Source organism: Streptomyces sp. NPDC016640 (assembly GCF_043076215.1).
Lineage (GTDB): Bacteria > Actinomycetota > Actinomycetes > Streptomycetales > Streptomycetaceae > Streptomyces.
Window position 1 is genome coordinate 316,639 of sequence record NZ_JBIBRG010000008.1, and the last position, 26,642, is coordinate 343,280.

A 26,642-nucleotide genomic window follows, 5' to 3' on the forward strand; every position below is an offset into this window, starting at 1 on the left:
AAACTCATGGGGTCTCGTCCAGGACGTAGCGGACGTGTGTGCCGCCGAAGTAGCCGCGGACGATGTGCGGCTGACGCTGACGCCTGCGGAAGAAGCGGCGGGTCTCGGCGGCGAGTTCGGCCTGGCCGCGAGCCCGGTGCCGCTTGGGCAGGCCGTGCTCGAGGCCGGCGTTGACCAGCTCGTCGGGGTTCAGCCCGGGCGAGTACGGCGGCAGGAAGTGCAGTTCGTCCGGGACCGCCTGCCGGATGGCGGCCCGCCCAGCCTCCCCGAGCACCTGGTGCACCCCGACCGGCTTGCCCCTCGGCCGCATGGCCAGCGCCTCCCGGCCGCCGGCCTGCCACTTCGCCCACCAGTTGTCGACGGCCTTCAGCGACACCCCGAAGAGCGCCGCCACGTCCTCACGGTCCCGCCCCGCCGCCAACGCGGCCACCGCCCGCAGTCGCAGGGCCTCCTGCGCCGACGGCGACAGATGCCGCGCGTCCCCCACCAGATCGCTCACACACCACCAACGACCCAGAACCCGAACCGTTTCGGATCAATATGAAAGCCGCACCTCAACGATATTGGGTGGCGACATCATCCGGATCGACAGGATTCTTGCGGCGCCGAATATACCGTGAGAGCTCCACCGCGCCGGTCACCGAGAACGCGAGCCCGACACCGACGGCGACAGAAAGGAGCGTATTCTCTTGGAAGAATACGCCGCCGAGGTATCCCGACAGCGCGGTATAGGCGCTCCATGTGAAGGTGGAAATCGCAACATACAGCATGAACCTGCGCAGCGGATACCCCACCACTCCCGCCGTTCCCGTGGCGAGATAACGTCCGACCGGAATGAATCGCGTCGAGACGAGCACAAAGCCGCCGCGCAATGCAAGTTCGCGCTCGAACCAGTCATACGTCTTCCTGCGCTTGGTGCCGACCGGCAGGCGCTTCAATGCGCGTTCCCCCATCCATCGGCCGATCGAGTAAGGAACGAGGTCGCCGAGGAAGGCGCCGACCGTCGTAGCGGCGATGACGAGCATGATGTTCGTCTGTCCGGTTGCGCCGGCTATACCCGCGATGATCACGACGGGTTCACTCGGGATCAGCGGGAGGAAAGAGTCGAGTAAGGACACCGCGATGAGCACGGCGTAGAGCGCAGGCGACGCTATCAAAGACTCCGCGAGGTCTACCCAGTCCGGCATCTACTGCTCGCCTCGTGTCATACGGATACGGAAGTTCACTGGTGATTCCCTAGTTCTTGGTGGCACTGAGGGGCTGCGGATGCTCGGTCTCCCAAGGTTTTGGTCCACAATTAGGGTCGGTGTGGCGACCGGCCTGGGCGGCGAGCGGGAAGTCCTGTCGGTCGATGTCAGGCGGCAGGTGCCGTGGTGAGCATCCAGCGGCTGAACGCGGCGTAGTGTTGCGCGAATTCGGCTGCGTCGCCGGCATGCTCGACGGCAGCGGAGTGTTCGCGGACCGTATCGAAGCGGGCTCTGCGGGCGTGTTCGTAGGCAGTGAGGGCCTTTTCCAGATCGGCCTCTGCTGTCAGGCTGCTGCGCAGGACACCGACATCTTCGATGCCGAGAGTGCCGCCGGAAGCGATGTGGGGGGACAGGCCGTGCGCGGCGTCGCCGACCAGCGCGACGCGCGCGCTGGTCCAACGGGGCAGTTCCGGGACCAGCGTGACCTGGTTCTCCAGGATCGACTCCTCCGGAGTTTGGGCGATCAGGGACAGGAGGTCGTCGTTCCATCCCGTCTCGGCCAGATTCCGTGCGCGTTCCAGTGCCCGTTCGCGCTTGCTTCCGGTGAGCGGTCCGGCATCGAACTGGTTGACCATCCACATGGTCCGGTCACGAGCGACCCTCGCGTACCCGCCGCGGGTTCGGTGGTGGCCGACGGTGAGGACCGTGGTCTCTGAGTTCTGGTTGCCGATCGGCACGATCGCGCGCCAAGCGTAGTGGCCGGAGTGTGTTACGGCGTCGCTCCCCGGCACCAGCTGTTTGCGCACACTCGAGTGGACGCCGTCCGCACCGATCAGTAGATCCGTGCGGAGTGCCTCGCCGTTGGCAAGGTGCACGGCGACGTCCGATCCGGTCTCGGTATATCCGGTCACGTGGGCGCCGAGGCGGATTCGGTCACGACCGATGGTGTCGGCCAAGAGGCTGTTCAACTCGGGGCGCGGAACGAGGAGGAAGCGGTGATCGCTGTCGGTGTAGCCAGGAGCGCGGACCGGGTCGCCGGCAGGGCTGAAGAACCATGTGTTCTGTTCGATGCCCATGTCTCGGATCGCTGTGCCGATGCCGAGGTGGTCGAACTCTCGCAACGCGTTGGCCCACAAGCCGATGCCGGCGCCGACGGCTCGAATGCGCGGTGCCTGTTCCAGTACGACGACCTCGTGGCCGATGCGTTTGAGAGAGGCCGCGACTGTGAGCCCCACCAGGCCGCCGCCGACGATCACCGTGCATTTTGTGGACAACTCGTTTACTCCTTCACGTTGACGGACGGGGTACCGGGGTCGCCGCCGAGACGGGCCGTGCATGAGCTCGTAGCGGGAGTTGAGATGCCGGTTCGTCCGTGATTGCCGATGCGGCGGGCAGGGCTTCCTTCATCAGCGAGGTACGGCCCGGATGCACGTCTCGACACTAGGACCGGCCGCTGCCTGCTTCAAATGCAATTTCGTCAGTGAGGGATTTACTCACATGCATTTGATCTGCGGGTGCGCGCCGCGACGCGGGCCGGCAGGCCGCGGGAAACCGCCGTGGCTGTCGGGCGTCGCGCATCCCGCGAAACGCGCTCACCCCTCCGTCCAGTTGATTGCTCCTGGGTAACTCATCAAGTAACATAATTGCACTTGATGTTAAGTGGGGAGCTCTCTAGCGTTCTCGGCATGAACCTCACTGTTCTCGCGGCTTCCGGCCGGACCGGCATCGCCCTCACCCGGCAGGCGCTGCGACGTGGTCACACCGTGACCGCCATCGCGCGTCATCCTGAGCGGATCGCCCTGCCCGACTCCCCGAACCTGCACAAAGTGACGGGCGACGTGAACGACGCGGCCGGCATCGCCGCCGTCGTGGACGGGGAGTCCCTGGTCCTTTCCGCGCTCGGCGCGGAGCGGGCCGGAATTCTCCTGACCGGCGCCCGGGCCGTCGTCGCCGCCGGCCCACGGCGTGTCATCTGGCTCGGTGCCTACGGCACGGGCACGTCGGCCGAAATGGCGGGGGAGGGCGCGAGTGTGCTCGCCAAGGTGCTGGGCGACCGGCTCGCGGACAAGGTCGAGGCCGACAACACCGTTCTCGCGGCCGGGGGCACCGTCTTCCACGCCGGGATGCTCGCTGACGGTCCGGAAAGTCCCCGGCGGCGCACCGTCGGCTTGGAGGCCGCGCCTCCCTTCGACCTCGGCGCGAAGGTCAGCCGGGAAACCGTCGCCGCGGCGATGCTCGACGAAGCCGAGTCGCCTCGTTTCCCCGGTGCCGTGGCCCTGCCGTTGACGGAGTAGGCGCAGTGGTCAGCATGCGGTGATCTCCTCGATCGACGTCCGGACCTGCTCGCGGAGCCAGGCGTGGGCGGGATCGGAGTCGTAGCGCTGGTGCCAGTTGCAATTGATCGTCGCCGCCGGGAAGTCGATCGGCAGCGGCCGGGCGAGGAGCCCGAACGCCTCGATGAGCGGGCGGCCGAGGAGCGCCGTGCAGGTGACCAGCGCGTCGCTGCGGGCGGCGATCTGCAGGGCGGTGGACACGGTGGCCACCGCCGCGACCACCCGGCGCCGCATGCCTTCGGCGGCCAGCGCGTCGTCGATCGGTGCGGTGAGGCGGCCGCGCCGGGAGATCACCACATGCGGCTGCGCCGCGTAGGAGGCCAGGTCGAGTCCGGCGGCACAGGAGTGGTCCGCGCGCATCGCCACGACGAACCGGTCTTCGCCGAGGGGCTCGGACCGGAACTCGGGCAGACTCGGCATGCCGCCACCGAGTTCCAGATCGACGCGTCCGTGGCGCAGGTCGTCGGTGTCGACGGAGTTCTCCGCCAGCACCCGCAACTGCACCCCGGAAGCCCGCTGTTGGATTCTCCCGACCAGTACCGGTACCAGTGAAGCGGCCGCCGCGTCGTGACACTGGATCGTGAAGGTGCGATCCAGTTCGGCCAGATTCAACTCACGGATCGGTGAAAGCACTTCACGTGCCTGCCTGACCAACTGGTGCACCTCCTCCCGTACCGAAAGCGCGTACGGGGTGGGAACCATGGAGTGGCCGGTGCGCACCAGGATGTCGTCCCCGGTGACGGCGCGAAGTCGGCCGAGAGTGCGGCTGACCGCAGGTGAGGACAGGTGCAGCCGCTCGGCGGCGCCCATCACGCTGCCCTCTTCGAGCAGGGCGTCCAGCACGGTCAACAGATTCAAGTCCAATTGCATAGAAGTAAATCCTAACAACGCATCAATCCACTTCATTCAACTCCAGGAGCCTCCCATGAGCCAGGAACTGCTTGCCGCCACCGTCGCCCCCCTCCGCCACGCCGGCGCCCGCATGATGACGCGATACTCCATCGAGTCCCGTCTGCCCCGGCTCCCCGGACCGCGCGCGAGCCTGCGGGCCGATGACACGGCCGTTCTCGATGGCCCCGGCCGTCCCACCTGTTCCGCCCCTTCCTCCCAGGACTGGTGTGCCGTGGCGGCCGGGAAGGCGTGCGCGAGCACGGCCGGTGTGATGCGCCGACACCAGCCCGGGCAGCGGCGGACTTCGTACTGGTCCAGGCCGCATTCGCTCTTCGCGGCCTGGAAGCGCTCCTCGATCGCCCAGCGTGCCCCGGCGACTCCCACCAGCTCCTGGACGGTGGCCTGAAGGGGTGTGCAGGCGAGGTAGTAGGCGATCCCGTCGGGCTTGCTGGGCGCGGCCCTGTGCCGGCACGCCCTGGAGACGGGATGGTGCGTGCGCATCGGCTCCGAGCGGGCGGTGAAGGTGACGGAGGCGGGCGAACGCGCGCCGTCCGGGCTGCTGGGCATCCCGGCGCAGGCCCTCCGCTGACCCGCGGGCCCACCGGAAGCCCGCGCGCTTCCCGCCCGCGCCCCCTGACCCCGGCGGCGCCTGTCGGCACTCGACGAGGTTCCGGGAGCGCTTACGCCGGCGGGTGGTGCCTGTGCCCCGCGGGCGTGGCGGTGCCCCGGCGCCGGGACCCGTGCAGCGGACCGCGGCCCCGTCGTGGGAGAGCGACACGGCCCGCGGCACACCGGAGGCGTGACGACCGCTCCCTAGAAGACCACCAGGGCCCGTCCTCCCCTGCCGGCCAGCATGGTGTCGAACGCGGCCGGGATGCCGTCCAGGGCGATCCGTTCGGTCACCAGGGCGCCCGGGTCGAGGCGGCCCGCCCGGATGTGGTCGGCGAGGACCGGCAGGTCCCGGGCGGGGTCGGAGTTTCCGTAGACGCAGCCGGACAGGGTCCGGCCCCAGTGGAAGATCTCCAGGGCGTTGAAGGTGACCCGCTGGTCCTTGCCGCCGATGCCGACGACCGTGGTGCGTCCGCCGCGCCGGGTGGACTCCCAGGCCGTGCGGATGGTGGTCGCGCGGCCGACGCACTCCACGGCCACGTCCACGCCCTCCTTGCCGGTGAGGGCGCGGATCTCGCGGGCGGTGGTGTCGGAGGCGACGAGGTAGTCGGTGGCACCGGCCGACCGGGCGAGTTCCTCCTTCGCCGGGGAGACGTCGACGGCGACGATCGTGGACGCGCCCGCGATCCGGGCCGACTGGAGGGCGGCGAGGCCCACTCCCCCGACGCCGAACACCGCGACCGTCTCCCCCGGCCGGACCTTCGCCGAGTGGTGGACCGCGCCGTAGCCGGTGAGCACCGCGCAGCCCAGCAGGGCGGCGTCGGTGAGCGGGACGCCGTCCGGCGCGGGCAGGACGCAGGAGGCGGGCACCACCGTCTCCTCGGCGAACGCGGCGACGTTCAGGCCGGGGTACAGGTCGGTGCCGTCGTCGGCGCGGCGGGCGTGCACCTCGGCGGCGCCGTTGAGGGCGTTGGCGCACAGCCAGACCTCGCCGCGTCCGCAGGCGGGGCAGGAGCCGCAGGACGGGGCCCAGTTGAGGACCACCGCGTCACCGGGCGAGAGATGGCCGACGCCCTCGCCGACGGCGAGGACCGTGCCCGCGCCCTCGTGGCCGAGGACGGCCGGGACCGGCAGGCGCATGGTGCCGTTGGACAGGGACAGGTCGGAGTGGCAGACCCCGGCGGCGGCGAGCCGGACGCGGACCCGGCCGGGGCCGGGCTCGGGCAGGTCGATCCCGGTGATCTCCAGCGGGGCGTCGACGGCGGGCAGAACGGCGGCACGTACGGCCATGGCGGATGCGGCTCCCTTAGAACTGGAGGGACTTGGTCTGGAGGTACTCGGCCAGCCCGTGCACGCCGAGTTCCCGGCCCACGCCGGACTGCTTGTAACCGCCGAAGGGCGCGAGGGGGTTGAAGCGGCCGCCGTTGATGTCGACCTGGCCGGTCTCCATACGGCGGGCGAAGGCCACCGCCTCGCTCTCGTCACCGGCCCAGACGGCGCCGGCCAGGCCGTACACGGTGCCGTTGGCGATGCGCAGGGCGTCCTCCTCGTCGTCGTAGCGCAGCACCGACAGGACCGGGCCGAAGATCTCCTCCTGGGCGATGGCCATCTCCGGGGTGACGTCGGCGAAGACGGTCGGGCTGACGTAGTAGCCGCGCTCGCGCGGGGACTCGGGGCCCCCCGCGACCAGGCGGGCGCCCTCGGCGACGCCCTTCTCGATGTACCCGCGCACCCGGTCCCGCTGCCGGGCGTTGACGACGGGCCCGATGCGCTCGCCGTACTTCGCGGCGGCGGTCGCGGCGAGTTCCACGGCCTCGTCGTAGCGGTCGCGGTGGACCAGCATGCGGGTCCAGGCGCTGCAGGTCTGGCCGGAGTTGGACATCACGTTGGCGACGCCGACGTTGACGGCGCGGGCCAGGTCGGCGCTCGGCAGGACGACGTTGGCGGACTTGCCGCCGAGTTCCAGGGCGACCTTCTTCACCATGCCCGAGGCGATCGCGCCGATCCGGCGGCCGACGGCGGTGGAGCCGGTGAAGGAGACCAGGTCGACGCCGGGGTGCTCGGCGAGGGCCTGGCCGGCCACCGGGCCGAGACCGGTGACGAGGTTGAACACGCCCGCCGGGACCCCGGCCCGGTGCACGGCCTCCGCGAGGAGCCGGGCGACCAGCGGGGTGTCCTCGGCGGGCTTGACGACGATGGTGCAGCCGGCCGCGAGGGCGGGGGCGGTCTTGGCGACGATCTGGTGGAGCGGGTAGTTCCAGGGGGTGATCGCGCCGACCACCCCGACGGGCTCGTGGAAGACGGTCGAGTTGCCCGTCCGCTCCTCGAAGGCGTACGTCGCCGCCAGTTCGGCGTACGAGCCCGCCACGGCGATCGGCGCGCCGGCGTGGACGGCCTGCGAGAGCTTCGGGGGCGAGCCGAGTTCGGCGGTCACCGTCTCGGCGATCTCGTCCTGCCGGGCCAGGAGCACGTCACGGAGGGCGGCCAGGCGGGCGGCGCGCTCGGCGGGCGGGGTGGCGGCCCAGCCGGGCAGGGCGGCCCGTGCGGCGCGGACGGCCGCGTCCACGTCCTCCACGGTGCCCGCGGGGACGGTGGCGATCACCTGCTCGTCGGCCGGGTTCACGACCTCGATCACGTCGGGGCCCGCGGCGGGGCGCCAGGCACCGTCGATGTACATGCCGTCGTATGCCTTCATCGCGCTTCCTCCGGAGCGGGGCGTCGTCTGCCACTCCTAAACTAGCGATGATAGTTTTTGCGCGCCAGAGGAACGCCTGTTGCCGGTGTCACTCCTCCAGGTCGGGCAGCCGTGCCGGGTTCGGGCAGATCCGCTCGCCGTGCCGGTCGAAGACGAACAGGTGGGCGAGGTCGACCAGGAGCGGTACCTGCATGCCGTGCCGGAGATGGATGTCGGGGGTGGTGCGGACGATGAGGTCACCGGGCACCCGCGGTTCGGCGGAGGTGGCCGGCCGGGCCGGCTCGGGCGGGCCCGGCGTCGTCACGGGCCCGGCCCGCAGGGCGCCCGCCCGCTCCCGCAGGCGGTTGATGACCGTGCCCTCGCGGCGGCGGCGCCGGTCCGGGCGGCCGGGAAGCGGGCGTGGGGCCTCCAACTCGGGGACGACGGCCGGACTGGAGCCGGTGTTGAAGTGGACGAGCACCTCGTGGCCCTGGAACTCCAGGTGCTCCACCAGGCCGGTCAGCACCACCTCGCCGGGACGGGCGGCAGCCGGTTCGGCGATCCGGACGGCCTCCGAGCGCAGGCCCACGATGACCTCGCGGCCCTGCTGCACCCGCAGCAACCGGTGGTCCAGGGAGAGCGGTTCGGGCAGCCGCAGGAACTGCTTGCCGAGGCTGACGGTCATCGCCCCGTCCAGCGGGGCGCGGACCAGACCGCGCAGGAGATTGATGCGCGGGGTGCCGATGAAGGCGGCGACGAAGACGTTGCCCGGCAGGGAGTACACCGTGCGCGGGGTGCCGACCTGCTGCAGGACACCGCCGCGCAGCACGGCGACCCGGTCCCCGAGCGACATCGCCTCGGACTGGTCGTGGGTGACGTAGACGGTGGTGACGCCCAGCTCGCGGGTGAGCCGGGAGATCTCGGCGCGCAGATGGTTGCGGAGTTTGGCGTCGAGGTTGGACAGCGGCTCGTCCATCAGGAACGCGGAGGGGTGGCGGGCGATGGCCCGGCCCATGGCGACCCGCTGGCGTTCACCGCCGGAGAGCTGGGCGGGGAAGCGGTCGAGGAGGTCCTCGATGCCGAGCATGCGGGCGGTGGCGTCCACGCGCGGGGCAGGGTCGGCGCCGGGCGTCTCGATGCGCAGCGGGAAACCTATGTTGTCGCGGCTCGTCATGCTCGGGTACAGGGCGAAGTTCTGGAACACCATCGCCATGTCCCGGTCGGACGGGGGCAGGTCGTTGCCGTACTCCCCGTCGAGGAAGAGCTGCCCCTCGTCGATCTCCTCGAGCCCGGCGATCATCCTGAGCACGGTGGACTTGCCGCAGCCGGAGGGGCCGAGCAGGACGAGGAACTCGCCCGGCTCGATGTCCAGCGACAGCCGGTCCACCACGCGGACGCCTCGCGCGTAGGTCTTGCTCACGTCGTGCAGGGAGATGGCGCGTGTCATGAGGGTGCCCCCGGGGGCTCGTCAGGGCGCTGGTGCTCCGCGGTCGGACGCCTCGTGCGGGTCGCACGGGACGCGTGAGTCACGGAAGCTAACGGAAAGTAGCAGCCGGGGGAAGACGCCGGGCGGGATCGGGGCGCTCCGGTCCAGCGGGTGAGAAAGCGGACGTCCGGATTCAACGGGTGACCGGTGTTCCGCGTCGGTCGTCGCCGCTTCCCGGCCGGGCCGTTCGAACGTCCCGGCCGGAGCGGCTCGCCCGCCGGCGGGGTCGCCTTCGCCGCTCCACGGGTCCGGCGCGGACGCGCCCGCCGGGCCCGGCTAGCGAGCCGTACGGCGCCGTGGGCGGCTCCCGCCGCTCTTCCGGGGGGACGGCGGGTCCTCCGCCGTCGGGGACGGGGTGCGCAGGGCGACGCCCGACGCCAGGAACAGCAGGGCGCCGAGCATCACGAACGGGGCCGCCACGCCCGCGGCCCCGGCGATCAGGCCCGCCGCCGCGGGCGCGGCGACCTGACCGAGGCGGTTGCCGGTCAGGCGCAGGGCGAGGGCGGTGGAGCGGGCGGCGGCGGGGGCGGCCCGGACGACCGTCGTCATGGACAGCGGCTGGCCCACGCCCAGGCAGAAGCCGAGGACCACCAGGATCAGCGCCAGCGCCCAGACCGGCACCGGCACCGGCAGCGCCACGCCCGCGCACAGCAGCCCCGCCAGCAGACAGGTCACCGTCAGCAGCGCCGTGCGGCCGAGCAGCCGCAGCAGCGGGGTGAGCACCAGCCGGCAGGCGATCGTGGCCGCCGCGCGGAGGCTGAGCAGGACGCCGATCACGGCCGGGTCGATGCCCCGGTGCTCGCCGACCACGGGCAGATAGGCGGTGAGGATGTCGGTCGCGGACAGCACCGCCATGCTGATGAGGATGCCCGCGGGCACGCCCCGGGCGCGCAGGATGCCGCGCACCGGCACCCGCTCCCCCTGTTCCCCACGGGATGTCAGGGCTCCGGGCCGCTCCGTGCGCCACAGCGACGTGAGCGCCACCGCACCGCCCGCCCCCGCCACCAACAGGGCGAGCGCGCTGCCGGCGGCCATGTCGGACCCGTCGATCAGCGCCCCCGCCGCGACCGGTCCGACCAGCTGTCCGAGCGACGCGCCGATGGTGAAGTGGCCGAAGTTGCGGTCCTGTTCGTGCGGCGCCGACTGGCGCGCCACGAGCGACTGCGCGCCGATGACGAAGCAGAGGTGGCCGAGGCCCATCACCCCGCTCCACAGGGCCATCGTCCACAGCGAGCCGGCGATGCCGCTCAGCGCGCAGCCGCCGGAGACGAGCACCACGCCGACCGGCAGCAGGGGCGCGCAGCGGCCGTGGTCGGTGCGCCGGCCCAGCGGTACGGCGGCGAACAGCGGCAGCAGCGCGTACACGCCCGCGATCACACCGATCGCCCGCTCGTCCGCCCCCAGCGCCAGCGCCCGGTAGGAGACGGCGGGCCGGGCCATCGACACCGCGCCCTGCGCGAAGCCGAAGGCGATGACGAGGCGGAGCAGCCAGCCGCGGTTCCCACCGGGCGCCATGAGCGTGTCCTCCCTGGGACGAACGGGGGTGTGCCGGGACTAGACGGTGCCGAACAGGATCCCGGCCCCGAGGATCAGCAGGCAGGTCAGGGCCGCCCACTTCACCACGAACCGCGTGTGGTCGCCGAACTCGACCTTGGCCATGCCCACGAGGACGTACACCGCGGGGACGAGCGGGCTGGACATGTGCAGCGGCTGGCCGACGAGGGAGGCGCGGGCCGTCTCCAGCGGGGAGACGCCGTGTGCCGCGCCGGCCTCGGCGAGCACGGGCAGGACACCGAAGTAGAAGCCGTCGTTGGACATGAAGTAGGTCAGCGGCAGGCTCAGCACGCCGGTGACGAGGGCCATGTGGGGGCCCATGCCGTCGGGGATGACGTCCACCAGCGACGTGGCCATGTGGTCGACCATGCCGGTGCCCTGCAGGACACCGGTGAAGACGGCGGCGGCGAAGACCATGCCGGAGACGTTCAGGACGTTGTCGGCGTGGGCCGCGATACGGGCCTTCTGGTCCGGGAGGTGCGGGAAGTTGACGGTGAGCGCGATCGCGGCGCCGAGCAGGAACAGCACCGGGATCGGCAGCAGCTCCATGATCATCGAGGTGAGCAGGGCGACCGTGAGCAGCGCGTTGAACCAGTAGAGCCTGGGCCGCAGGGTGGGGCGGTTCGGGTCGAGCCCCTGGAAGCCGGCGTCGTCGCCGGCGTCGGTTCCGGCGCCGGAACCGCCGGCCGGCCGGACGTCCTTGCCCGAACCGGCGCCGGAACCCGCTCCGACCAGCACGGTCTCCGTCTCCTCGGCCTTCTCCCGCTCCAGCGCCTCCTCCAGCGTCAGCACGCCGAGCCGCTTGCGCTCCCGCAGGCCCAGCACGTAGGCCAGGAAGAAGACACCCAGCAGACCGACCAGCAGCGCCGGGATCATCGGGACGAAGATGTCGCCGGCGTCGAGCTTCAGCGCGGTCGCCGCACGGGCCGTCGGACCGCCCCAGGGCACGGTGTTCATCACGCCGTTGGCCATGGCGGCGACACCGGTCATCACGACCAGGCTCATCCTCAGGCGCTTGTACAGCGGGTACATCGCCGAGACGGTGATCATGAAAGTGGTGGACCCGTCGCCGTCCAGCGACACGATCGCGGCGAGCACCGCGGTGCCGACGACGATCCGCATCGGATCCGCTTTGCAGAACTTGAGGATCCCGCGGACGATCGGGTCGAAGAGCCCCACGTCGATCATCACACCGAAGTAGACGATCGCGAACATGAGCATCGCCGCGGTGGGGGCGAGGGTGGACACGCCGTCGATGACGTAGTCACCGAGGTGCGCGCCCTTGCCGACGAACACGCAGAACAGCGCGGGAATCAGCACGAGCGCCGCGATCGGCGACATCTTCTTCAGCATGATCAGGACCAGGAAGGTCGCGATCATGGCGAAGCCGAGGATGGTCAGCATGAATGGATACCTAACGTTCGCCCTCGAACATCCCACCAAGGCCGGCGGTGCGACGACGTTAGGTGCCGCAAAGCGGTGTTAACAAGACGTTGACGTGCGAGCAATAAGCGCAAAACCCCAGGTCACAGCTTTACTCAGGTCAGCGCCTCGTGCTTTTCGGTCACGGGGCGGTCAGCGGGGCCACTTCGACGGGCACGCCGTTGAGGACGGCGTTGCCCGACAGCGGGTCGAGGAGGCTGCCGTCGAGGAGCTGGTTGACGTTGGCGCCGGGTACGGCCGCGGCGTGCCGCATGCGGGTGCCGGGGCGGTCGTGGCCCCAGCCGTGCGGCAGGCTCACCACGCCCCGCCGCACGCCGTCGGTGACCTCGGCGGGGGCGGTCACCTCTCCCCCGGCGCCCTTGATCCGCACCGGCTCCCCGTCCCGTACGCCGAGGGCTTCGGCGTCCTCGGGGTGCAGGTGCAGGGTGCAGCGGTTGGAGCCGCCGGTGAGGGCGGGCACGTTGTGCATCCAGCTGTTATTGGAGCGCAGATGGCGGCGGCCGACGAGGAGGAGTCCGCCGGGGCGCTCGTCCAGGGCGGCGCGCAGTCGCGGGAGGTCGGCGGCGATCGGGTCCGGCAGCAGTTCCACCCTGCCGCTGCGGGTCTTCAGCGGCTGGGGCAGCCGCGGCCGCAGGGGGCCGAGGTCGATGCCGTGCGGGTGGGCGAGCAGCCGCTCCAGGGTGAGCCCGTCCGGGTCGGCGCCGAAGCCGTCGCCGTAGGGGCCGAGGCGCAGCATCATGTCCAGCCGGCGTTCGGGGCCGTTGTCGCCGGTGAGCAGGGATGCCAGGTCCTGCGGGTCGCGGCCGTGCACCGGGGAGCCCGGGTCCCCGGCCGCCCTGCCCAGGGTCTGGTCGATCACCATGGTGTCGACGGCGGCGGGGTCGGTGCCGTGCAGGCCCGTCGCGGCGAGGACGAGACGGGCGAGGATCTCGGTCTCGGCCATGCGGCCGGGCTCCAGCGGTACGGCGGGGCGGGTGTAGCGGACCTGGTTGCGCACGGCGAGGGTGTTGAAGGCGAAGTCGTGGTGCGGGCTCTGCGCGGGCGGGGGCGGGGGCAGGACGACATGGGCGTGCCGCGAGGTCTCGTTGAGGTAGGGGTCGACGCTCACCATGAAGTCGAGCGAGCCGAGCGCCTTGTCGAGCCGGTCGCCGTCCGGGGCGGAGAGCACCGGGTTGGCGGCGACGGCGATGAGGGCGCGGACCGGCTCGCCCTCGGCGGTGGGGGTGTCGATCTCCTCGGCGAGGGCGGACAGCGGCAGTTCGCCCTTGGCCTCGGGGTGCCGGCGCACCCTGGAGTGCCAGCGTCCGAGGGCGAAGCCGCGGCCGGGTCCGGCGGGGCGCGGTGTCCTGTCCGTGGCGGCCTGCGGGAAGAGGGCCCCGCCGGGCCGGTCGAGGTTGCCGGTGAGGATGTTGAGGACGTCCACGAGCCAGCTGGCCAGGGTGCCGTGCGGGACGGTGCAGCTGCCGATGCGGCCGTAGACGGCGGCGGTGGGGGCGGCGGCGAGTTCCCGGGCGAGGGCACGGATGCCGGCGGCGTCGACGTCGCAGGCGCCGGCCACCGCCTCGGGTGTGAAGTCGCGCAGCGCGGCGGCGAGTTCACCGAGCCCCTGGAGGTGCGGCGTCAGCTCCCCCGGGTCGACGAGACCCTCGTCGAACAGCGTGTGCGCCATCGCCGCGAGGAGCAGGGCGTCGGAACCGGGACGGACGGCGATGTGCCGGTCGGCGAGGCGGGCGGTGCGGGTGCGGCGCGGGTCGATGACGGTGAGGGTGCCGCCGCGGGCCCTGAGCGCCTTGAGGCGGCCGGGGAAGTCGGGGGCGGTGCACAGACTGCCGTTGGACTCCAGCGGGTTGGCGCCGATCAGCAGGAGGTGGTCGGTGCGGTCGAGGTCGGGTACGGGGATGGCGTTCGCGTCGCCGTAGAGCAGCCCGCAGGCGACGTGCTTGGGCATCTGGTCGACCGTGGAGGCGGTGAACAGGCTGTGGCTGCCGAGCCCGGCGATGAGCACGGGCGGGTAGAGCGCGCCGGCCACGGTGTGGACGTTGGGGTTGCCCAGGACGATGCCGACGGCGTGCGGGCCGTGCCGCCCGACGACGGTCCGGATCCCGGCGGCCACGGCGTCGAACGCCTCCTCCCAGGTGGCCTCGCGCAGTTCGCCGCCGGTGCGGACCAACGGGGTGCGCAGCCGGTCGGGGTCCGCGTCCAGGTCCCCGAAGGCGGCTCCCTTGGGGCAGATGAAGCCCTTGCTGAACACGTCGTCACGGTCGCCGCGGGCGCCGGTGACCCTGCCGTCGTCGACGGTGAGCGTCAGGCCGCAGGTGGCCTCGCACAGGGGGCAGATACGAAGGGCGGTGCGGGACACGGGACCTCCCGGGTACGGCGGCGGTGACGCACGGACGCGCCGAGCATACCGACCGGTATGCACGGAGGGGAGGGGTCGCCGGGAACGAGAGCCGCGGCCGCTCAGTCCAGCACGTGGGCCAGGTACGCGCGCAGCATCTCCCGCAGCTCCCCGATGACCTTCTCGTCCCCCTCGGGCGCCATCCGGAACGCCAGGTGGACCAGGGCGTCGGCGGTCTCGACGGCGATGAGGAAGGTGCGGCGCAGATCGTCGTCGGGGTCGCGGCCCAGGTAGAGGGAGAGCAGATCCGTGAGGCGGCCGGCGACCCGGTGGTTGGGCTCCGAGCGGCGGGCGCCGACGGGTATCTGGTTGCCGAAGTCGACGAGGGAGAAGCCGGGAGCGGTGCGCTTCATGTGCAGGTACTCGCCGAGCACGGCGTCCATGGCGTGCCGCCAGCCCCGGTCGCCGGTGGCCCCGAGGCGTTCGGTGACCCGCTCCGAGAAGCGCTCCAGGTTGCGCTGGGCCAGCGCGTCGGCCATCTGGCGCTTGTTGCCGAAGAAGCGGTAGACGGAGCCGATGGGCACACCGGCGCGCTCCGCGACGGCACGGGTGCTGAGGTCGTCGTAGCCGACCTCGTCGAGGAGTTCGGCGCAGGCGTCGAGGATTCTGGCCAGCCGTTCGGCGCTGCGCCGCTGCACCGGCGCTCGGCGGAGCGATGTCGCGTGGGGCACGGGCCTCATCATGCCTGTTCGGCACCGCCGGGTGAACCTCGCCCGCCGGTACGGTTCACGCCGCCCGTTGCGCGCGACCGCCCCGGGGTCGCGGTCGCGGTCCCCAGGGGTTCCGCGCCCGGTCGCGGGCCCGGTTCCCGCTCCGAGACGGTGATGTCGGCCGTGCTCTCCACGGGCTCGCCGTCCACGGCCCAGACCGAGCCGTCGTCGGCGTACAGGCGGGCGGTGACCTGGTGCGTGCCGCGCGGGACGAGGCGGCCGGAGAGGTGGTACCCGGGGGCGCGCAGCAGGGCGACGCGGTGACCGTCCACCTCCAGGTGCGCCAGGCCGCGGCCCGCCACCGCCCGCTTGCCCGCACCGTCCGGCGAGAAGCGGAAGTTGCGCACCCGCAGCCGCACGTCCCAGCCGCCGCCGGCGTCCGGCACGACCTCGACGCCCACCTCGGGCGCGCCCCGCTCGTCCACCTCACGGTAGGGGCGCCCCTCCTCGTCCCGCTCCTCCAGGAGACGGCCCTCGGGCGAGGGCGGCGCCCCGTCCCGCCCCCCGGCACCGGGGGAACCGCAGCCCGCGGGTCCGGCCGGCAGCGCGACGCAGACCGCGAGCGCGGTGAAGAGGCTCCGCGTCCACGACATGCGGGCGAGCGTAGAACACCGGTCCGAACGCGCGAATCCCCCTGAAGTCGGGTTCCACGTCCTCCGCCGAGAGGAGGACGGGACGGACGGGGCCGGATCGCACCGTCCCCCTTGCGTCGGGGAAAACGCAATCCTACGGTGGTCCATAGGAATCGGACCGCAAGGGAGCACCGACCATGAGCGGGGACGCGCGCAAGGCCGCCGAGGGGCTGGAACACCTCTCCGGTTTCGGCAACGAGCACAGTTCCGAGGCGATCCCGGGCGCCCTGCCCGAGGGCCGCAACGCGCCGCAGCGCGCGCCGCTCGGGCTGTACGCGGAGCAGGTGAGCGGTACGGCGTTCACCGAGCCCCGGGCGGAGAACCGCCGCTCCTGGCTGTACCGGATCCGCCCCTCGGCCGCCCACCCGGCCTTCACCCGCACGGGCAACGGGGCGCTGCGCACCGCGCCCTTCACCCAGACGGTCCCCGACCCCAACCGACTGCGCTGGAACCCGCTGCCGGAGCCCGCCGGGGGAACCGACTTCCTGGCCGGCCTGTGGACCCTGGGGGGCAACGGCGACGTCACCCAGCGCACGGGGATGGCCGTGCACCTGTACCACGCCACCGCCTCGATGGACCGCGTCTTCAGCGACGCCGACGGTGAGCTGCTCATCGTGCCCGAGCGCGGAGGGCTCCTGCTGCGCACGGAGTTCGGGCTGCTGCACGTGGAGCCGGGACACATCGCGCTGATTCCTCGTGGGGTGCGGTTCCGCGTGGATCTCCTGGATGCACCGTCCGACGACGGGCAGGGCCCGACTGCCCGGGGCTATGTGTGCGAGAACTACGGGGCGCCCTTCCGCCTCCCCGACCTCGGCCCGATCGGCGCCAACGGGCTGGCCAACGCGCGGGACTTCCGGGCGCCCGTCGCCGCGTACGAGGACGTCGAGGGCCCGGTGGAGGTGGTGAACAAGTTCTGCGGCAACCTCTGGTCGGCCACGTACGACCACTCCCCGCTGGATGTCGTCGCCTGGCACGGCAACCATGTGCCCTACGCCTATGATCTGCGCCGTTTCAATGTGATGGGCACCATCTCGTACGACCACCCGGACCCGTCGATCTTCACGGTGCTGACCTCGCCGAGCGACACCCCCGGGCTGGCCGGGGTGGATTTCGTGGTCTTCGCCCCGCGCTGGCTGGTGGGCGAGGACACCTTCCGTCCGCCGTACTTCCACCGCAACGTGATGAGCGAGTACATGGGCCTGATCGAGGGCGCGTACGACGCGAAGGCGGAGGGCTTCGTACCGGGCGGGGGCTCGCTGCACAACATGATGTCGGCGCACGGCCCGGACCGGGAGACCTTCGAGAAGGCGAGCGCCGCGGAACTGCGCCCGCAGAAGATCGACGACGGTCTGGCCTTCATGTTCGAAACCCGCTGGCCGGTGTCCCTGACACCCCAGGCCGCACGGGCGGACCACCTGCAGCAGGGGTACGACGCCGTGTGGCAGGGCCTCGAGCGCCACTTCCGCGCCCCGTGAACCGGTTCGCCTCCGGATTGCGCCTCACGTTGCACCGACCGTTCACCGACCGGTACGGATAGCCCCGTGACCTCCTTCGCACCGGACTCGATCGTCCTGAACCGCAAGCTGCCGCTCTGGTATCAGGTTTCGCAGTCACTGCGCGCCTCGATCCTCGGCCGCTCGCCGCAGGACCCCCTGCGCCTGCCCACCGAGGAACAACTGGCCGGGCACTACGGGGTGAGCGTGCTGACCATGCGGCAGGCGCTGAAGGAGCTGGAGGACGAGGGGCTGATCACCCGCCACCGCCGGCGCGGCACCTTCATCGAGCCGGACGTCCGGCGGGGCGCGCCGGTCCGGCTGCTGGGTTCGGTGGACGCGATCGTGGCCCAGCAGTCCGGTATGACGACCGAGCTGCTGGAGCACGGCCCGGCACCGGTGCCGGCCGAACTCGCCGAGTACTTCCCGGACGTGTCACGGGTGGCGGCGTACCACCGGCTGCGCAGCGACGAGAGGACGGGCGAGCCGACCAATCACGCCCGCAACCACGTCCGTCCCGAACTGGCCGACCGGATCGACCCGGACGACCTGGTGCGGTGGCCGATGACCAAGGTGCTGCGGGACGTCGTGGGCGCGGACATCAGCCGTATCACGGACACGGTCCAGGCGCGGCTCGCCGACCCGGAGACGGCGCGTCTGCTCCAGGTCCCGCTGCTCAGCCCGATCCTGCACTACACGGGCATCACCTACGACACCGACGGCCGGCCGCTGGACGTGGCCGTGATCCACTACCGGGGGGACCGCTTCTCCTTCACGGTGACCCTGGACGCCACCTGATCCGCCCCTCTCCCCCAGGTCGTACGATGCCCGGCGTGACGCACGACGACGCTCCGCTGCTGGCGGACCTCATGCCGTGGTCCGTCGCACCGCCGCGGCTCGGCCGGGGGTGGCCGGCGGCGCCCGACGCGGCGTCCCTGAGGGCCCGTTGGGACGCCCTGGTGCGGGCCGGGGGTCCGGACCGCGAGGTCCTGTTCCAGCCGACCCGTTCCCGGACCGCGCACACGGCGGTCGGGCAGCTGCCCGGGCGGAGCGGCGGCACGCAGCGGCTGTCCCGCGCCCCGGGTCCGTGCCCCGAGCCGGTCCGGGTGCTGCACGCGCCGTTCGACGAGCAGTGGCTGATCCCCGACCAGCGGCTCATCGACGCGGCGCGCCCGGAGCTGTGGCGGGTGGCGGACGAGCGGCAGGTCTTCGTCGTCGAGGCGGGCACCGCGCGCGGCGGTGCCGCCGCTCAGGACGCCGCCGGTCCAGCCCTGCTCGCCACCTCCCTGCTGCCCGTGCTCCGCGCCGGCCGCGTCCGCCCGCTGTACCGCCGGCCGGGCGCGGCCGAACCCAATCTGGCTCCGGGCCTGACGGACCTCCTGACCGCCCGGCTGGGCCATGACACCTCTCCCGCGGAGGTGCTGGCCTGGACGATCGCCGTGGCGCGCGCCACCGGCGCCGGTCCCGCCGTACCCCTCACCGGGGACGCGGACGCCTGGCGGCAGGGCGTGGCGGTGGGCCGCCGGATGCTGTGGCTGATGCGGCGCGACGGCGAACGTCCCCGGCTTCCCGGCGGGCGCCGCCCGTATGTGCGCGCCCCGCTGCCCTCCCGGCCGCCGACCGTGCACTACGACCGTGCCGAGGAGGCCCTGCTGTTCGGCGAGGGCCGCATCTCCCCGGTGCCGCCCGGCGCGTGGGACTTCGAGGCCTGTGGCGTCCGGGTGCTGGAGCAGTGGTGCGCGGCCCGCACGGAGCCGGCCGAGCCGGGCACCCTGTCCGCGATCCGGCCGGCCACCTGGCCGCAGGCCTGGACCTCGGAGCTGCTGGAGCTGATCACGGTCCTCGCCCTGCTGGCCGAACTGCGCCCGCGGCAGGCGGCGTTGACCGTCCCGGACCCGATCGCCCCGGCCGAGCTGCGCGCGGCCGGCGTGCTCCCGGCACCCCCCTCCGCCCACCGCCCCGCCTCGGTGCTGGACACCCGCGAGGAAGGCCCGGAGGGCCAGCTCGCCCTGCTCTGACGGCCCTTCGGCGAGGGTCACCGGGGGCCGGCGCCGGGGACGTCGCCGTCGGGCATCCGCGCCGGTCGCGATCCGGCCGCCCGGGCAGGCGATCCGCACCGCGTTCCCCTGCTCCTGATCCAGCGGCCAGGGCAGCGAGCGGGTGCGCTCGACGGTGGCCGGCTCGGCGGCGACGTACGTGGTCACGACGCCGTCCGGCATCCCGATCGGCTCCGCTCACCCGGAACGAGGAGGCGGCCGGTCAGCTGGGCGGGGCACCTTCCCGCTGCCGCCGCCGTCCAGCGCGTACACCCCGACAGCGGGGTGGCCGGACGGGCCGCGCACGGTGTTCCGCCTCTCACGGTGCGGCAGCGCGCGCACGGAAGGCGGTGAGGCCGGCGGCGGGGCCGGAGGGAGGTCCCGGCCGGAGGGCGGGAAGGCCGACGGGCCCCCGGGTGACTGCCGGGTGGGGTCGGGGACGCCGGGAAGGGGGACGTGTCGGTGGGCGCCGGGGCACCGCGGGTACCGCGGACGGGGCGGGGCGCCGCGCCGGGACGGTGGTCCGTCCGGCGCGAGCGCTACCGGCTGCCGAACAGGGAACGGCGCAGCCGACGCAGCGGGGCGAAGAGCGAGACTCGGCTCGCCCGGGCCCGCGCGCTCCTGGCGCCGCGGTCGTGCGCGGTGTCACGCGCGATGAGCTCACGCATCAGCGACGTCGCCTCGGCCGTCTCCCGCTGCGGGACCGCGGGTCCCGCGAGAACCGAGAGGTGGCGGTCGAGACGCGAACTGGTCGCGCTGCTACCGCAGGTGATCGCAGGGACCCTGGCCCTGCTGCGCACTGTTATCTGTTCCATGTCACTCCCCACCCGTACGAGTCCACCCGGCCCGGGCAGGGTAACCCTATCGCTCCGTCCGGGCACGCGCGTATCGCGGCCACAGGATTCACCTTTCCCACAAGGGCGTTGACGAACACCTGGCGGCTACTCTCCGAAGCCGACCGTTTCCAGGTCGAGTTGGGCGGCAGGTCGGGTGGTGGGCCGTGGCGGCCCGCCGTCGGGCTCGACGGTCACGGCGAGTGACGTCGCGGAGGTGCCGAGGCCCGTCGCGACCAGGGGCGTGTCGTCCGCGAAAAGCCCGGGAGACCGCGGCCGCCCGCCCGGGCCCATGAGCCGGAGCAGGCGCACACGTCCGTTCGGAGGGTCCCCGTGTCCGCCGAAGGTGACGACCGCGCTCCGGGCCGAAGCGGAAGCGATTACTCCAATCGTTCGGCCGCGCGCCGTCCCGCGCGCTGTTCGCGCGGGCGTCCGGAGCCGCGGGAACGTGGGCGATCTCACGTGACCGGTCGCGGTCGGCGGCCTGCCGGTCCTGCCTCCGGTCCGCCCGGACGGCGAAGAGCGCGGCGACGACGGGCGCCGCGGGCGTGGGGCGGGGGCCGGCGACGTCCGCGCGGGTGCAGGTTCCTGCGGAGTGGTCCGTACGGTGGCCGGGACGCGATCCCGCGGCGCGGGCGGCGCGGGCGCGGCGGCGGACCGGGCGAGGCGGACGGCGGTGTTCCACGAAGGGGGCGGGCGTCCGCGGCGGGAGGCGGTCGCCGTGACGGCGCATCGGTTCGCGGCGGGACGCGGTCGTCATGACGGCGCACCCGGTGGCCGTGAGGTTCGAGAGCGAGATCGGTGTGGAGGCCGGGGAGCCGGTGCGGACGGCCTCCGCCCCGGTGCCGTTCCCGGTGACGTGCGGGAGGGAGACCCCGCCGGGCGGGGTCCCCCCTTCCTCGCGTGGTTCGGCCGACCGGTCCTGACGGGCCGGGTCAGGCCGCGGCGTCGAGCACCGGCAGGTAACCGCCCGACTGGCCGGCGGCCTTGGGGTGGTACGAGTTGCCGATGTTCAACCAGTCCACGCTGTGCAGCCAGGAGTCGCCGGAGCAGATCTCGTGGCCGGTGAACGCGGAGCGTACGTCGCCGAAGGTGAAGCCGTGCGCGCGGGCGCGCTGGGCGATGGCGTTGTCGAGGTGGTCGGCGGCGTCGTTGATCGCCTTCCGCTTGGTCTCGGAGAGCCCGACGCAGGAGGTGCCGAGCCGGTAGAAGCGCGGGTAGCCGATCACCACGACATGGGCGTTCGGGGCCCGGGAGCGGATCGCCGAGTAGACGCCGTCGAGCCCGCCGGGCAGCGTCGAGTCGACGTACGCCCGTGCGGTGGCGACCCGCGAGAGGCAGGCGCTGTCGGACTGGAGCACACAGGTCGTCATGACGTCGGCGAAACCGGCGTCGTTGCCGCCGACACTGATCGAGACCAGGCCGGTGGCGGAGCTGAGCGGGCCGAGCTGCCCGGAGAGAACATCACCCGTTCGGGCGCCCGAGCAGGCCGTGAAGTCGAAGGACGAGGGGGAGTTGGCGGCCGCCCAGAGGTAGGGGTGGGCCTTCGTGCTGCGCTTGCAGTCGCCGCTGTCGGAGAGGTAACCGCCGGCTCCGACACCGGAGGCGTAGGAGTCGCCGAGCGCCACATAACCGCCCGCTGCGGCCTGCTGGGACGCCTGGGCCGCCGTGGCGCCGGTGAGGGCGGTGACGGTGGCGAGGAGGAGGGAGCCGAGTAAGAGGGCAAACCGGGAACGTCTCATGAAGCCTCCGTTTAGCAGGATCTCTGCCACAACCGTGGTACCGGCTACGCGTGTTGACTGGGAGTGTTCATGCCAAAAACGAGGGTCGTTCAAACCTGGGGGGAATCCGGCCGCGGCACCGAGTGACCCTTGACGCCCCCTACGGGGTGCGCCACATTGAAGCCCGGCATCCGACGCTTCGGGGGGCAAAGTCGGCCGTGCAGGAACACACATCCGGGCAAGAGGCACACACAGCGGCCAAACCGACAAGAACGGGAGAGGTCGCTTCAGGCCTTGCCATACGGGTTCAATCGTCAATACCGTCATAGATCTCACCCGCACCGGTCCGTCATCATGTGGCTCCAGGGGAGGGCTCAGGACCGCGACGAACCGGCGCGGGGCGCGGTAGGGGGGTGCCGTGCCCGGTGACCGCATCGGTGACCGGGCCGTGCCGCGCGGTCGGCCGTCATTTCCGTGGCCGGCCAGTTCTGCCAGCTCACCCGGCGTGCACATCGGTTCCGCCGGTCGTGCCCGTGGGTGAGAACCCCCCTTTCGAACCGGACGTACAGCCGGGCCGCCCGAGGGGCGGGCGGTCCGCCGGACGAGAGGGACCAGACTCATGAGCTCCGTTCTGCAGCCGGCGACCGCGGATCAGAATCCGCCCACCGCAGGCAAGTACCGGCCCGTCTCCTCGCACCTGGCCATCGCGCCACCGGTGAGCGTGGTGATACCGGCCATGAACGAGGCGGAGAACCTGCCGTACGTCTTCAAGACGCTTCCCGACTGGATCCACGAAGTGGTCCTGGTCGACGGCAACTCCACCGACAACACCGTCGAGGTGGCCCGCGCACTGTGGCCCGGCGTGAAGGTCGTCGGACAGCGCGGCAAGGGCAAGGGGGACGCGCTGCGCTCCGGGTTCGAGGCGTGCACCGGCGACATCGTCGTGATGGTCGACGCGGACGGCTCGGCGGACGGCAACGAGATCGTCAGTTACGTCTCCGCGCTGGTCTCCGGCGCGGACTTCGCCAAGGGGTCCCGCTTCGCCAACGGCGGCGGCACCGACGACATGACCTTCATCCGCAAGCTCGGCAACCGGGCGCTGTGCGCCGTCGTCAACCGCAAGTTCGGCGCGCGGTACACCGACCTCTGCTACGGCTACAACGCCTTCTGGCGGCACTGCCTGGACAAGATCGACCTCGACTGCACCGGCTTCGAGGTCGAGACCCTGATGAACATCCGGGTCGTCAAGGCGGGCCTGAAGGTGCAGGAGATCCCCAGCCACGAGTACCTGCGCATCCACGGCACCAGCAATCTGCGGGCCGTGCGCGACGGGCTGCGGGTGCTGAGGGTGATCCTCGAGGAGCGCTCCAACCGGCGTGCGCTGCGCCGGCGCCCGCACCGCTCACCGCTGCTCGACCCGGTCCGGGGGAAGGTGTCTTGAGCGATCCCGGCGTGCCCGAGATCTCCGTCGTGATCTGTGCCTACACCGAGGACCGCTGGGAGGACGTCCGCGCGGCGGTCGCCTCGGTACGGGCGCAGTCACGGCCGGCCGTGGAGACCCTCCTGGTCGTGGACCACAACCGGGCCCTCCTGGACCGCCTGGGCCAGGAGTACCCGGAGACCGGGGACGTGCGGGTGCTCGCCAACGCGGGCCCCCGCGGCCTGTCCGCCGGCCGCAACACCGGGATCGCCGCCTCGCGCGGCGAGATCGTCGCCTTCCTCGACGACGACGCCGTGGCCGAGCGCGACTGGCTGAGGCACCTCGCCGAGGGGTACGCCGATCCGCGCGTGATGGCGGTCGGCGGGCGCACCGAGCCGGTCTGGGCGTCGGGCCGGCGCCCCGGCTGGTTCCCCGAGGAGTTCGACTGGGTGGTGGGCTGCACCTACCGCGGCCTGCCGCCCGGCCGGGTGCGGGTGCGCAACGTCCTCGGCGGCAACGCGTCCTTCCGGCGCAGCGCCTTCGACGCGGCGGGCGGCTTCGCCACCGGTATCGGGCGGGACGGGAACAAACGCCCGCTGGGCGGGGAGGAGACGGAGCTGTGCATCCGCCTCAGCCGCGCCCGGCCCGACGCGATCCTGCTGATCGACGACCGCGCGGTGATCCACCACCGGGTGCCCGAAGCCCGCGAGCGCTTCCGCTACTTCCGGACGCGGACCTACGCCGAGGGACTGTCCAAGGCGCTGGTGGCCCGCAGCGTCGGCGCGCGGAAGGGGCTGGAGTCCGAACGCCGGTACACCACACGGGTCCTGCCGGCCGGGGTGGTGCGGGGACTGCGCGACGCCCTGCTGAGCCGCCCCGGCGGCGCGGGACGCGCGGGCGCGATCGTCGCCGGGGTGCTCACGGCGGCGGGCGGCTATCTGGTGGGGAGCGTGCGGGCCCGGCGGGGCGGGGTCACCTTCTCCGTGACCGGGATCGAGGGGGCCGGCCGTGACTGACGAACGCGTGCCGATCCTGATGTACCACGCGGTCTCGGCCGACCCCAGCGAGGCGGCCCGTGCCCTGTCCGTGACCCCGGCGGCGTTCGCCGGGCAGATGGCGGTGATCGCCGACCGGGGCCTCACCCCCGTCACCACGGCCGACCTGGCCGCCCGTTGGCGCTCGGGCCGCCCGCTGCCCGACCGGCCGGTCCTGCTCACGTTCGACGACGGGTACGAGGGCGTGCACCGGCACGCCCTGCCCGTACTGGCCGAGCACGGCTTCCCGGCCACCCTGTTCGTCTCCACGGGCTGGCTGAGGGGACCGCACGACACCGGCGGCGGCCCGGACACCATGCTGGACTGGGACCAGGTGCGCGAACTGGCCGGCGCCGGCGTGGAGATCGGCGGCCACAGTCACAGCCACCCGCAGCTCGACCAGCTCGACGACCGGCGGCTGCGCTCCGAGCTGATCCTGTGCAAGGAGATCGTCTCGGACCGGCTGGGCACCGTACCCGCCTCGTTCGCCTACCCCTACGGATATTCCAGCCGCCGGGTGCGCGAGGCGGTGCGGGAGACGGGGTACGCCCAGGCGCTCGCCGTCGGCAACGGCCTCGCCCGGCGCGCCCAGGGGCCGTACGCCCTGCGGCGCGTCACGGTGCGGCGGTCGACGGGCACGGCCGAGTTCGAGCGGCTGGTGACGGGGCGGGCCGTCGCCCGCGCCTTCGCCCGCGACCGTGTCCTGACCAAGGGCTACGCGATGGTGCGCCGCGCGCGGCGGGCGCGGGCGCTGCTCGGCCGCCCGCCGGAGTGATCACGCGGCGACGCGCCGCACCCGGGCTTCGCGCGCACACCGGAAACCGGGTGCACGCGGAGCCCGGGTGACCGATCATGGCGGACATGTCCTCGCACCCGCACGACGCCCTGCCGATCCGGCTCAACGTCGACGACAGCGACTCCCCGTCCGATGTCGTCGACGCGCTGTTCCTCGGCCGCTTCGCGACGGGCGAGCAGCCGTACTCGCACGCCGTCAACATCGACCGCGTGCGCTCCGGGGCGACCCTGCTGCCCGCGAACGCGCGGGTGCTGCGGCTCGCCCGGGACGACGACCGCAGCGCCACCCTGGCCGAGGGCGACGGCTGGACGCTGCTGGTCTCCCGCTGGAACCGGGGCGCCGACGTCACGGTCACCGCGACCAGTGCCGAGCTCGCGGCGGAGATCCTGGACGAGACCACCGACGGCGCGGCGGACGAGCCCGAACCGCAGCCGGAGAACGTCGCCATGGGCTTCTGGTACGTCTCCCCGCGCCGCGGCCCGCACCGCACCACCCGGCAGATCGCCGCGGGCACCTGGGACGAGGTCCGGCCCAACTACACCGCGCCGGTGGCGGACGCGATGGACCGCCTGATGAAGACCACGCCCGAGGACATCTCGGGCCGGCTGCTCCTGCTGCACGGCCCGCCCGGCACCGGCAAGACGTCCGCGCTGCGCACCCTGGCCCGGTCCTGGCGGGACTGGTGCCAGGTGGACTGCGTGCTGGACCCCGAGCGGCTCTTCTCCGACGTCGGTTATCTGATGGACATCGCGATCGGCGAGGAGGACGCGGCGGGCAGGGGCCGCTGGCGGCTGCTGCTCCTCGAGGACTGCGACGAGCTGATCCGCGGCGAGGCCAAGCACACGGCCGGGCAGGCACTGTCCCGGCTGCTGAACCTGACGGACGGTCTGCTCGGCCAGGGCCGCAACGTGCTGGTCGGGGTCACCACCAACGAGGACCTGGAGCGTCTGCACCCGGCCGTGGTCCGCCCGGGCCGCTGCCTCGCCCGCATCGAGGTGGGTCCGCTGACCCGGGCGGAGGCGGTGACCTGGCTCGGCCGCGAGGAGGGCGTCGGCCGGGAGGGCGCGACCCTGGCCGAGCTGTACGCGCTGCGCCGGGGCACGTCCCCGACGGCGCTGCCGGAACCGCGCGGGGACGCGGACGCGGGACTGTACCTCTAGGTGTCCTGATGGTCGTACGACCCTGTCCGTCCTGGCCGGCCGGGGAGGACGTCCACGCGTACTTCGACGACGACCCGGGCGGGGCTGCGGTGACCGGCGCGACGGTCTTCGCCCGTGCGGCCCGCACGGCGGGACTCCGGGTGCCCCGGGCACCGGCGCGAGCCACCCGACCGACGGCCGGCCGCACCCCCTGAGGGGCGCGGGGAACTGCGCGGCCGGCCATCCCGCGGCC

At 72.6% G+C, this 26,642-nt stretch carries 24 protein-coding genes and 2 pseudogenes; 11 read left to right on the forward strand and 15 right to left on the reverse strand.

The genetic code is table 11. The annotated features are described in order from the left end of the window. Nucleotides 1–4: 4 nt before the first annotated feature. The 3 genes from ACF07S_RS19305 to ACF07S_RS19315 all read right to left on the reverse strand — a co-directional run bounded on the left by ACF07S_RS19305 (nt 5) and on the right by ACF07S_RS19315 (nt 2,443). A complete protein-coding gene (locus ACF07S_RS19305) occupies nt 5–499 on the reverse strand; it encodes a helix-turn-helix domain-containing protein (protein ID WP_391964615.1) in 495 nt (164 codons plus the stop codon). A 55-nt stretch (nt 500–554) separates the two neighbouring features. Then, on the reverse strand, nt 555–1,187 hold the full coding sequence (locus ACF07S_RS19310; protein WP_391974636.1) for a DedA family protein: 633 nt from the start codon (nt 1,185–1,187) through the stop codon (nt 555–557). Nucleotides 1,188–1,354: 167 nt separating this feature from the next. Next, nucleotides 1,355–2,443, reverse strand: a complete 1,089-nt coding sequence (locus ACF07S_RS19315) for an FAD-dependent monooxygenase (RefSeq protein ID WP_391974637.1) — start codon at nt 2,441–2,443, stop codon at nt 1,355–1,357. 429 nt (nt 2,444–2,872) lie between these two features. On the opposite strand from ACF07S_RS19315, the gene ACF07S_RS19320 reads away from it, so the two are divergent. Beyond that, nucleotides 2,873–3,481 (forward strand): NAD(P)-dependent oxidoreductase, encoded by a 609-nt coding sequence (locus ACF07S_RS19320; RefSeq protein ID WP_391974638.1) that lies wholly within the window; start codon nt 2,873–2,875, stop codon nt 3,479–3,481. 9 nt (nt 3,482–3,490) lie between these two features. Here ACF07S_RS19320 and ACF07S_RS19325 read toward each other — a convergent pair whose 3' ends face one another. Next, nucleotides 3,491–4,390 carry a LysR family transcriptional regulator gene (locus tag ACF07S_RS19325; RefSeq protein ID WP_391964690.1) on the reverse strand — a complete coding sequence of 300 codons (900 nt, stop codon included), beginning with the start codon at nt 4,388–4,390 and terminating at the stop codon, nt 3,491–3,493. A 55-nt stretch (nt 4,391–4,445) separates the two neighbouring features. Between ACF07S_RS19325 and ACF07S_RS19330 the strand changes: the two genes are divergently transcribed. Beyond that, nucleotides 4,446–4,817, forward strand: coding sequence for a hypothetical protein (locus ACF07S_RS19330; RefSeq protein WP_391974639.1), 372 nt, complete (start codon nt 4,446–4,448; stop codon nt 4,815–4,817). A 33-nt stretch (nt 4,818–4,850) separates the two neighbouring features. Beyond that, nucleotides 4,851–5,000, forward strand: a pseudogene (locus ACF07S_RS19335) (transcriptional regulator); the annotation flags it as partial. A 224-nt stretch (nt 5,001–5,224) separates the two neighbouring features. On the opposite strand, the gene ACF07S_RS19340 reads toward ACF07S_RS19335, so the two are convergent. The 8 genes from ACF07S_RS19340 to ACF07S_RS19375 form a co-directional block, all read right to left on the reverse strand. Next, complete coding sequence (locus ACF07S_RS19340; RefSeq protein ID WP_391974640.1) at nt 5,225–6,310, reverse strand: Zn-dependent alcohol dehydrogenase; 1,086 nt, start codon at nt 6,308–6,310, stop codon at nt 5,225–5,227. A gap of 16 nt (nt 6,311–6,326) precedes the next feature. Further along, the gene (locus ACF07S_RS19345; RefSeq protein ID WP_391964620.1) at nt 6,327–7,715 is read right to left on the reverse strand and encodes an aldehyde dehydrogenase family protein; all 1,389 of its coding nucleotides are present in this window, start codon (nt 7,713–7,715) and stop codon (nt 6,327–6,329) included. Nucleotides 7,716–7,803: 88 nt separating this feature from the next. Continuing rightward, a complete protein-coding gene (locus ACF07S_RS19350; protein WP_391974641.1) occupies nt 7,804–9,141 on the reverse strand; it encodes an ABC transporter ATP-binding protein in 1,338 nt (445 codons plus the stop codon). Nucleotides 9,142–9,456: 315 nt separating this feature from the next. Then, nucleotides 9,457–10,695, reverse strand: a complete 1,239-nt coding sequence (locus ACF07S_RS19355) for an MFS transporter (RefSeq protein WP_391974642.1) — start codon at nt 10,693–10,695, stop codon at nt 9,457–9,459. Nucleotides 10,696–10,734: 39 nt separating this feature from the next. Beyond that, nucleotides 10,735–12,138, reverse strand: a complete 1,404-nt coding sequence (locus ACF07S_RS19360) for a CitMHS family transporter (protein WP_391974643.1) — start codon at nt 12,136–12,138, stop codon at nt 10,735–10,737. A gap of 160 nt (nt 12,139–12,298) precedes the next feature. Next, nucleotides 12,299–14,536 (reverse strand): molybdopterin oxidoreductase family protein, encoded by a 2,238-nt coding sequence (locus tag ACF07S_RS19365; RefSeq protein WP_391964624.1) that lies wholly within the window; start codon nt 14,534–14,536, stop codon nt 12,299–12,301. A 101-nt stretch (nt 14,537–14,637) separates the two neighbouring features. Then, on the reverse strand, nt 14,638–15,255 hold the full coding sequence (locus ACF07S_RS19370; protein ID WP_391974670.1) for a TetR family transcriptional regulator: 618 nt from the start codon (nt 15,253–15,255) through the stop codon (nt 14,638–14,640). Then, nucleotides 15,255–15,878: a hypothetical protein gene (locus ACF07S_RS19375; protein WP_391974644.1), complete on the reverse strand. Its 624-nt coding sequence runs from the start codon at nt 15,876–15,878 to the stop codon at nt 15,255–15,257. The genes ACF07S_RS19370 and ACF07S_RS19375 overlap by 1 nt, the downstream gene beginning before the upstream one ends. Nucleotides 15,879–16,054: 176 nt before the next feature. Here ACF07S_RS19375 and hmgA point away from each other — a divergent pair, with 176 nt between their 5' ends. The 3 genes from hmgA (at nt 16,055) to ACF07S_RS19390 (ending at nt 19,428) form a co-directional block, all read left to right on the forward strand. Beyond that, a complete protein-coding gene (gene hmgA / locus ACF07S_RS19380; protein WP_391974645.1) occupies nt 16,055–17,392 on the forward strand; it encodes a homogentisate 1,2-dioxygenase in 1,338 nt (445 codons plus the stop codon). Nucleotides 17,393–17,458: 66 nt separating this feature from the next. Then, nucleotides 17,459–18,208 carry a GntR family transcriptional regulator gene (locus ACF07S_RS19385; RefSeq protein WP_391964627.1) on the forward strand — a complete coding sequence of 250 codons (750 nt, stop codon included), beginning with the start codon at nt 17,459–17,461 and terminating at the stop codon, nt 18,206–18,208. A gap of 26 nt (nt 18,209–18,234) precedes the next feature. Then, nucleotides 18,235–19,428 carry a type ISP restriction/modification enzyme gene (locus ACF07S_RS19390; protein ID WP_391974646.1) on the forward strand — a complete coding sequence of 398 codons (1,194 nt, stop codon included), beginning with the start codon at nt 18,235–18,237 and terminating at the stop codon, nt 19,426–19,428. Nucleotides 19,429–19,985: 557 nt separating this feature from the next. Here the strand turns inward: ACF07S_RS19390 and ACF07S_RS19395 are convergent. From ACF07S_RS19395 to ACF07S_RS19405, 3 genes and pseudogenes are all read right to left on the reverse strand, one after another. Next, a complete protein-coding gene (locus ACF07S_RS19395; RefSeq protein ID WP_016826944.1) occupies nt 19,986–20,261 on the reverse strand; it encodes a hypothetical protein in 276 nt (91 codons plus the stop codon). A 126-nt stretch (nt 20,262–20,387) separates the two neighbouring features. Continuing rightward, nucleotides 20,388–20,954: pseudogene (locus tag ACF07S_RS19400) on the reverse strand (anti-sigma factor); the annotation flags it as partial. Between the two features lie 260 nt (nt 20,955–21,214). After that, nucleotides 21,215–22,021 (reverse strand): SGNH/GDSL hydrolase family protein, encoded by an 807-nt coding sequence (locus tag ACF07S_RS19405; RefSeq protein WP_391964630.1) that lies wholly within the window; start codon nt 22,019–22,021, stop codon nt 21,215–21,217. A 598-nt stretch (nt 22,022–22,619) separates the two neighbouring features. Between ACF07S_RS19405 and ACF07S_RS19410 the strand changes: the two genes are divergently transcribed. The 5 genes from ACF07S_RS19410 (at nt 22,620) to ACF07S_RS19430 (ending at nt 26,604) form a co-directional block, all read left to right on the forward strand. Further along, entirely contained in the window at nt 22,620–23,441 is an 822-nt protein-coding gene (locus ACF07S_RS19410) for a glycosyltransferase family 2 protein (RefSeq protein ID WP_391964631.1), read from the forward strand. After that, the gene (locus tag ACF07S_RS19415) at nt 23,438–24,436 is read left to right on the forward strand and encodes a glycosyltransferase (protein ID WP_391974647.1); all 999 of its coding nucleotides are present in this window, start codon (nt 23,438–23,440) and stop codon (nt 24,434–24,436) included. The genes ACF07S_RS19410 and ACF07S_RS19415 overlap by 4 nt, the downstream gene beginning before the upstream one ends. Beyond that, entirely contained in the window at nt 24,429–25,229 is an 801-nt protein-coding gene (locus ACF07S_RS19420; protein WP_391964633.1) for a polysaccharide deacetylase family protein, read from the forward strand. Before ACF07S_RS19415 ends, ACF07S_RS19420 begins: the two co-directional genes overlap by 8 nt. A gap of 86 nt (nt 25,230–25,315) precedes the next feature. Next, complete coding sequence (locus tag ACF07S_RS19425; protein ID WP_391964634.1) at nt 25,316–26,410, forward strand: DUF5925 domain-containing protein; 1,095 nt, start codon at nt 25,316–25,318, stop codon at nt 26,408–26,410. An 8-nt stretch (nt 26,411–26,418) separates the two neighbouring features. Beyond that, on the forward strand, nt 26,419–26,604 hold the full coding sequence (locus ACF07S_RS19430) for a hypothetical protein (protein ID WP_391974648.1): 186 nt from the start codon (nt 26,419–26,421) through the stop codon (nt 26,602–26,604). Nucleotides 26,605–26,642 lie beyond the last annotated feature (38 nt).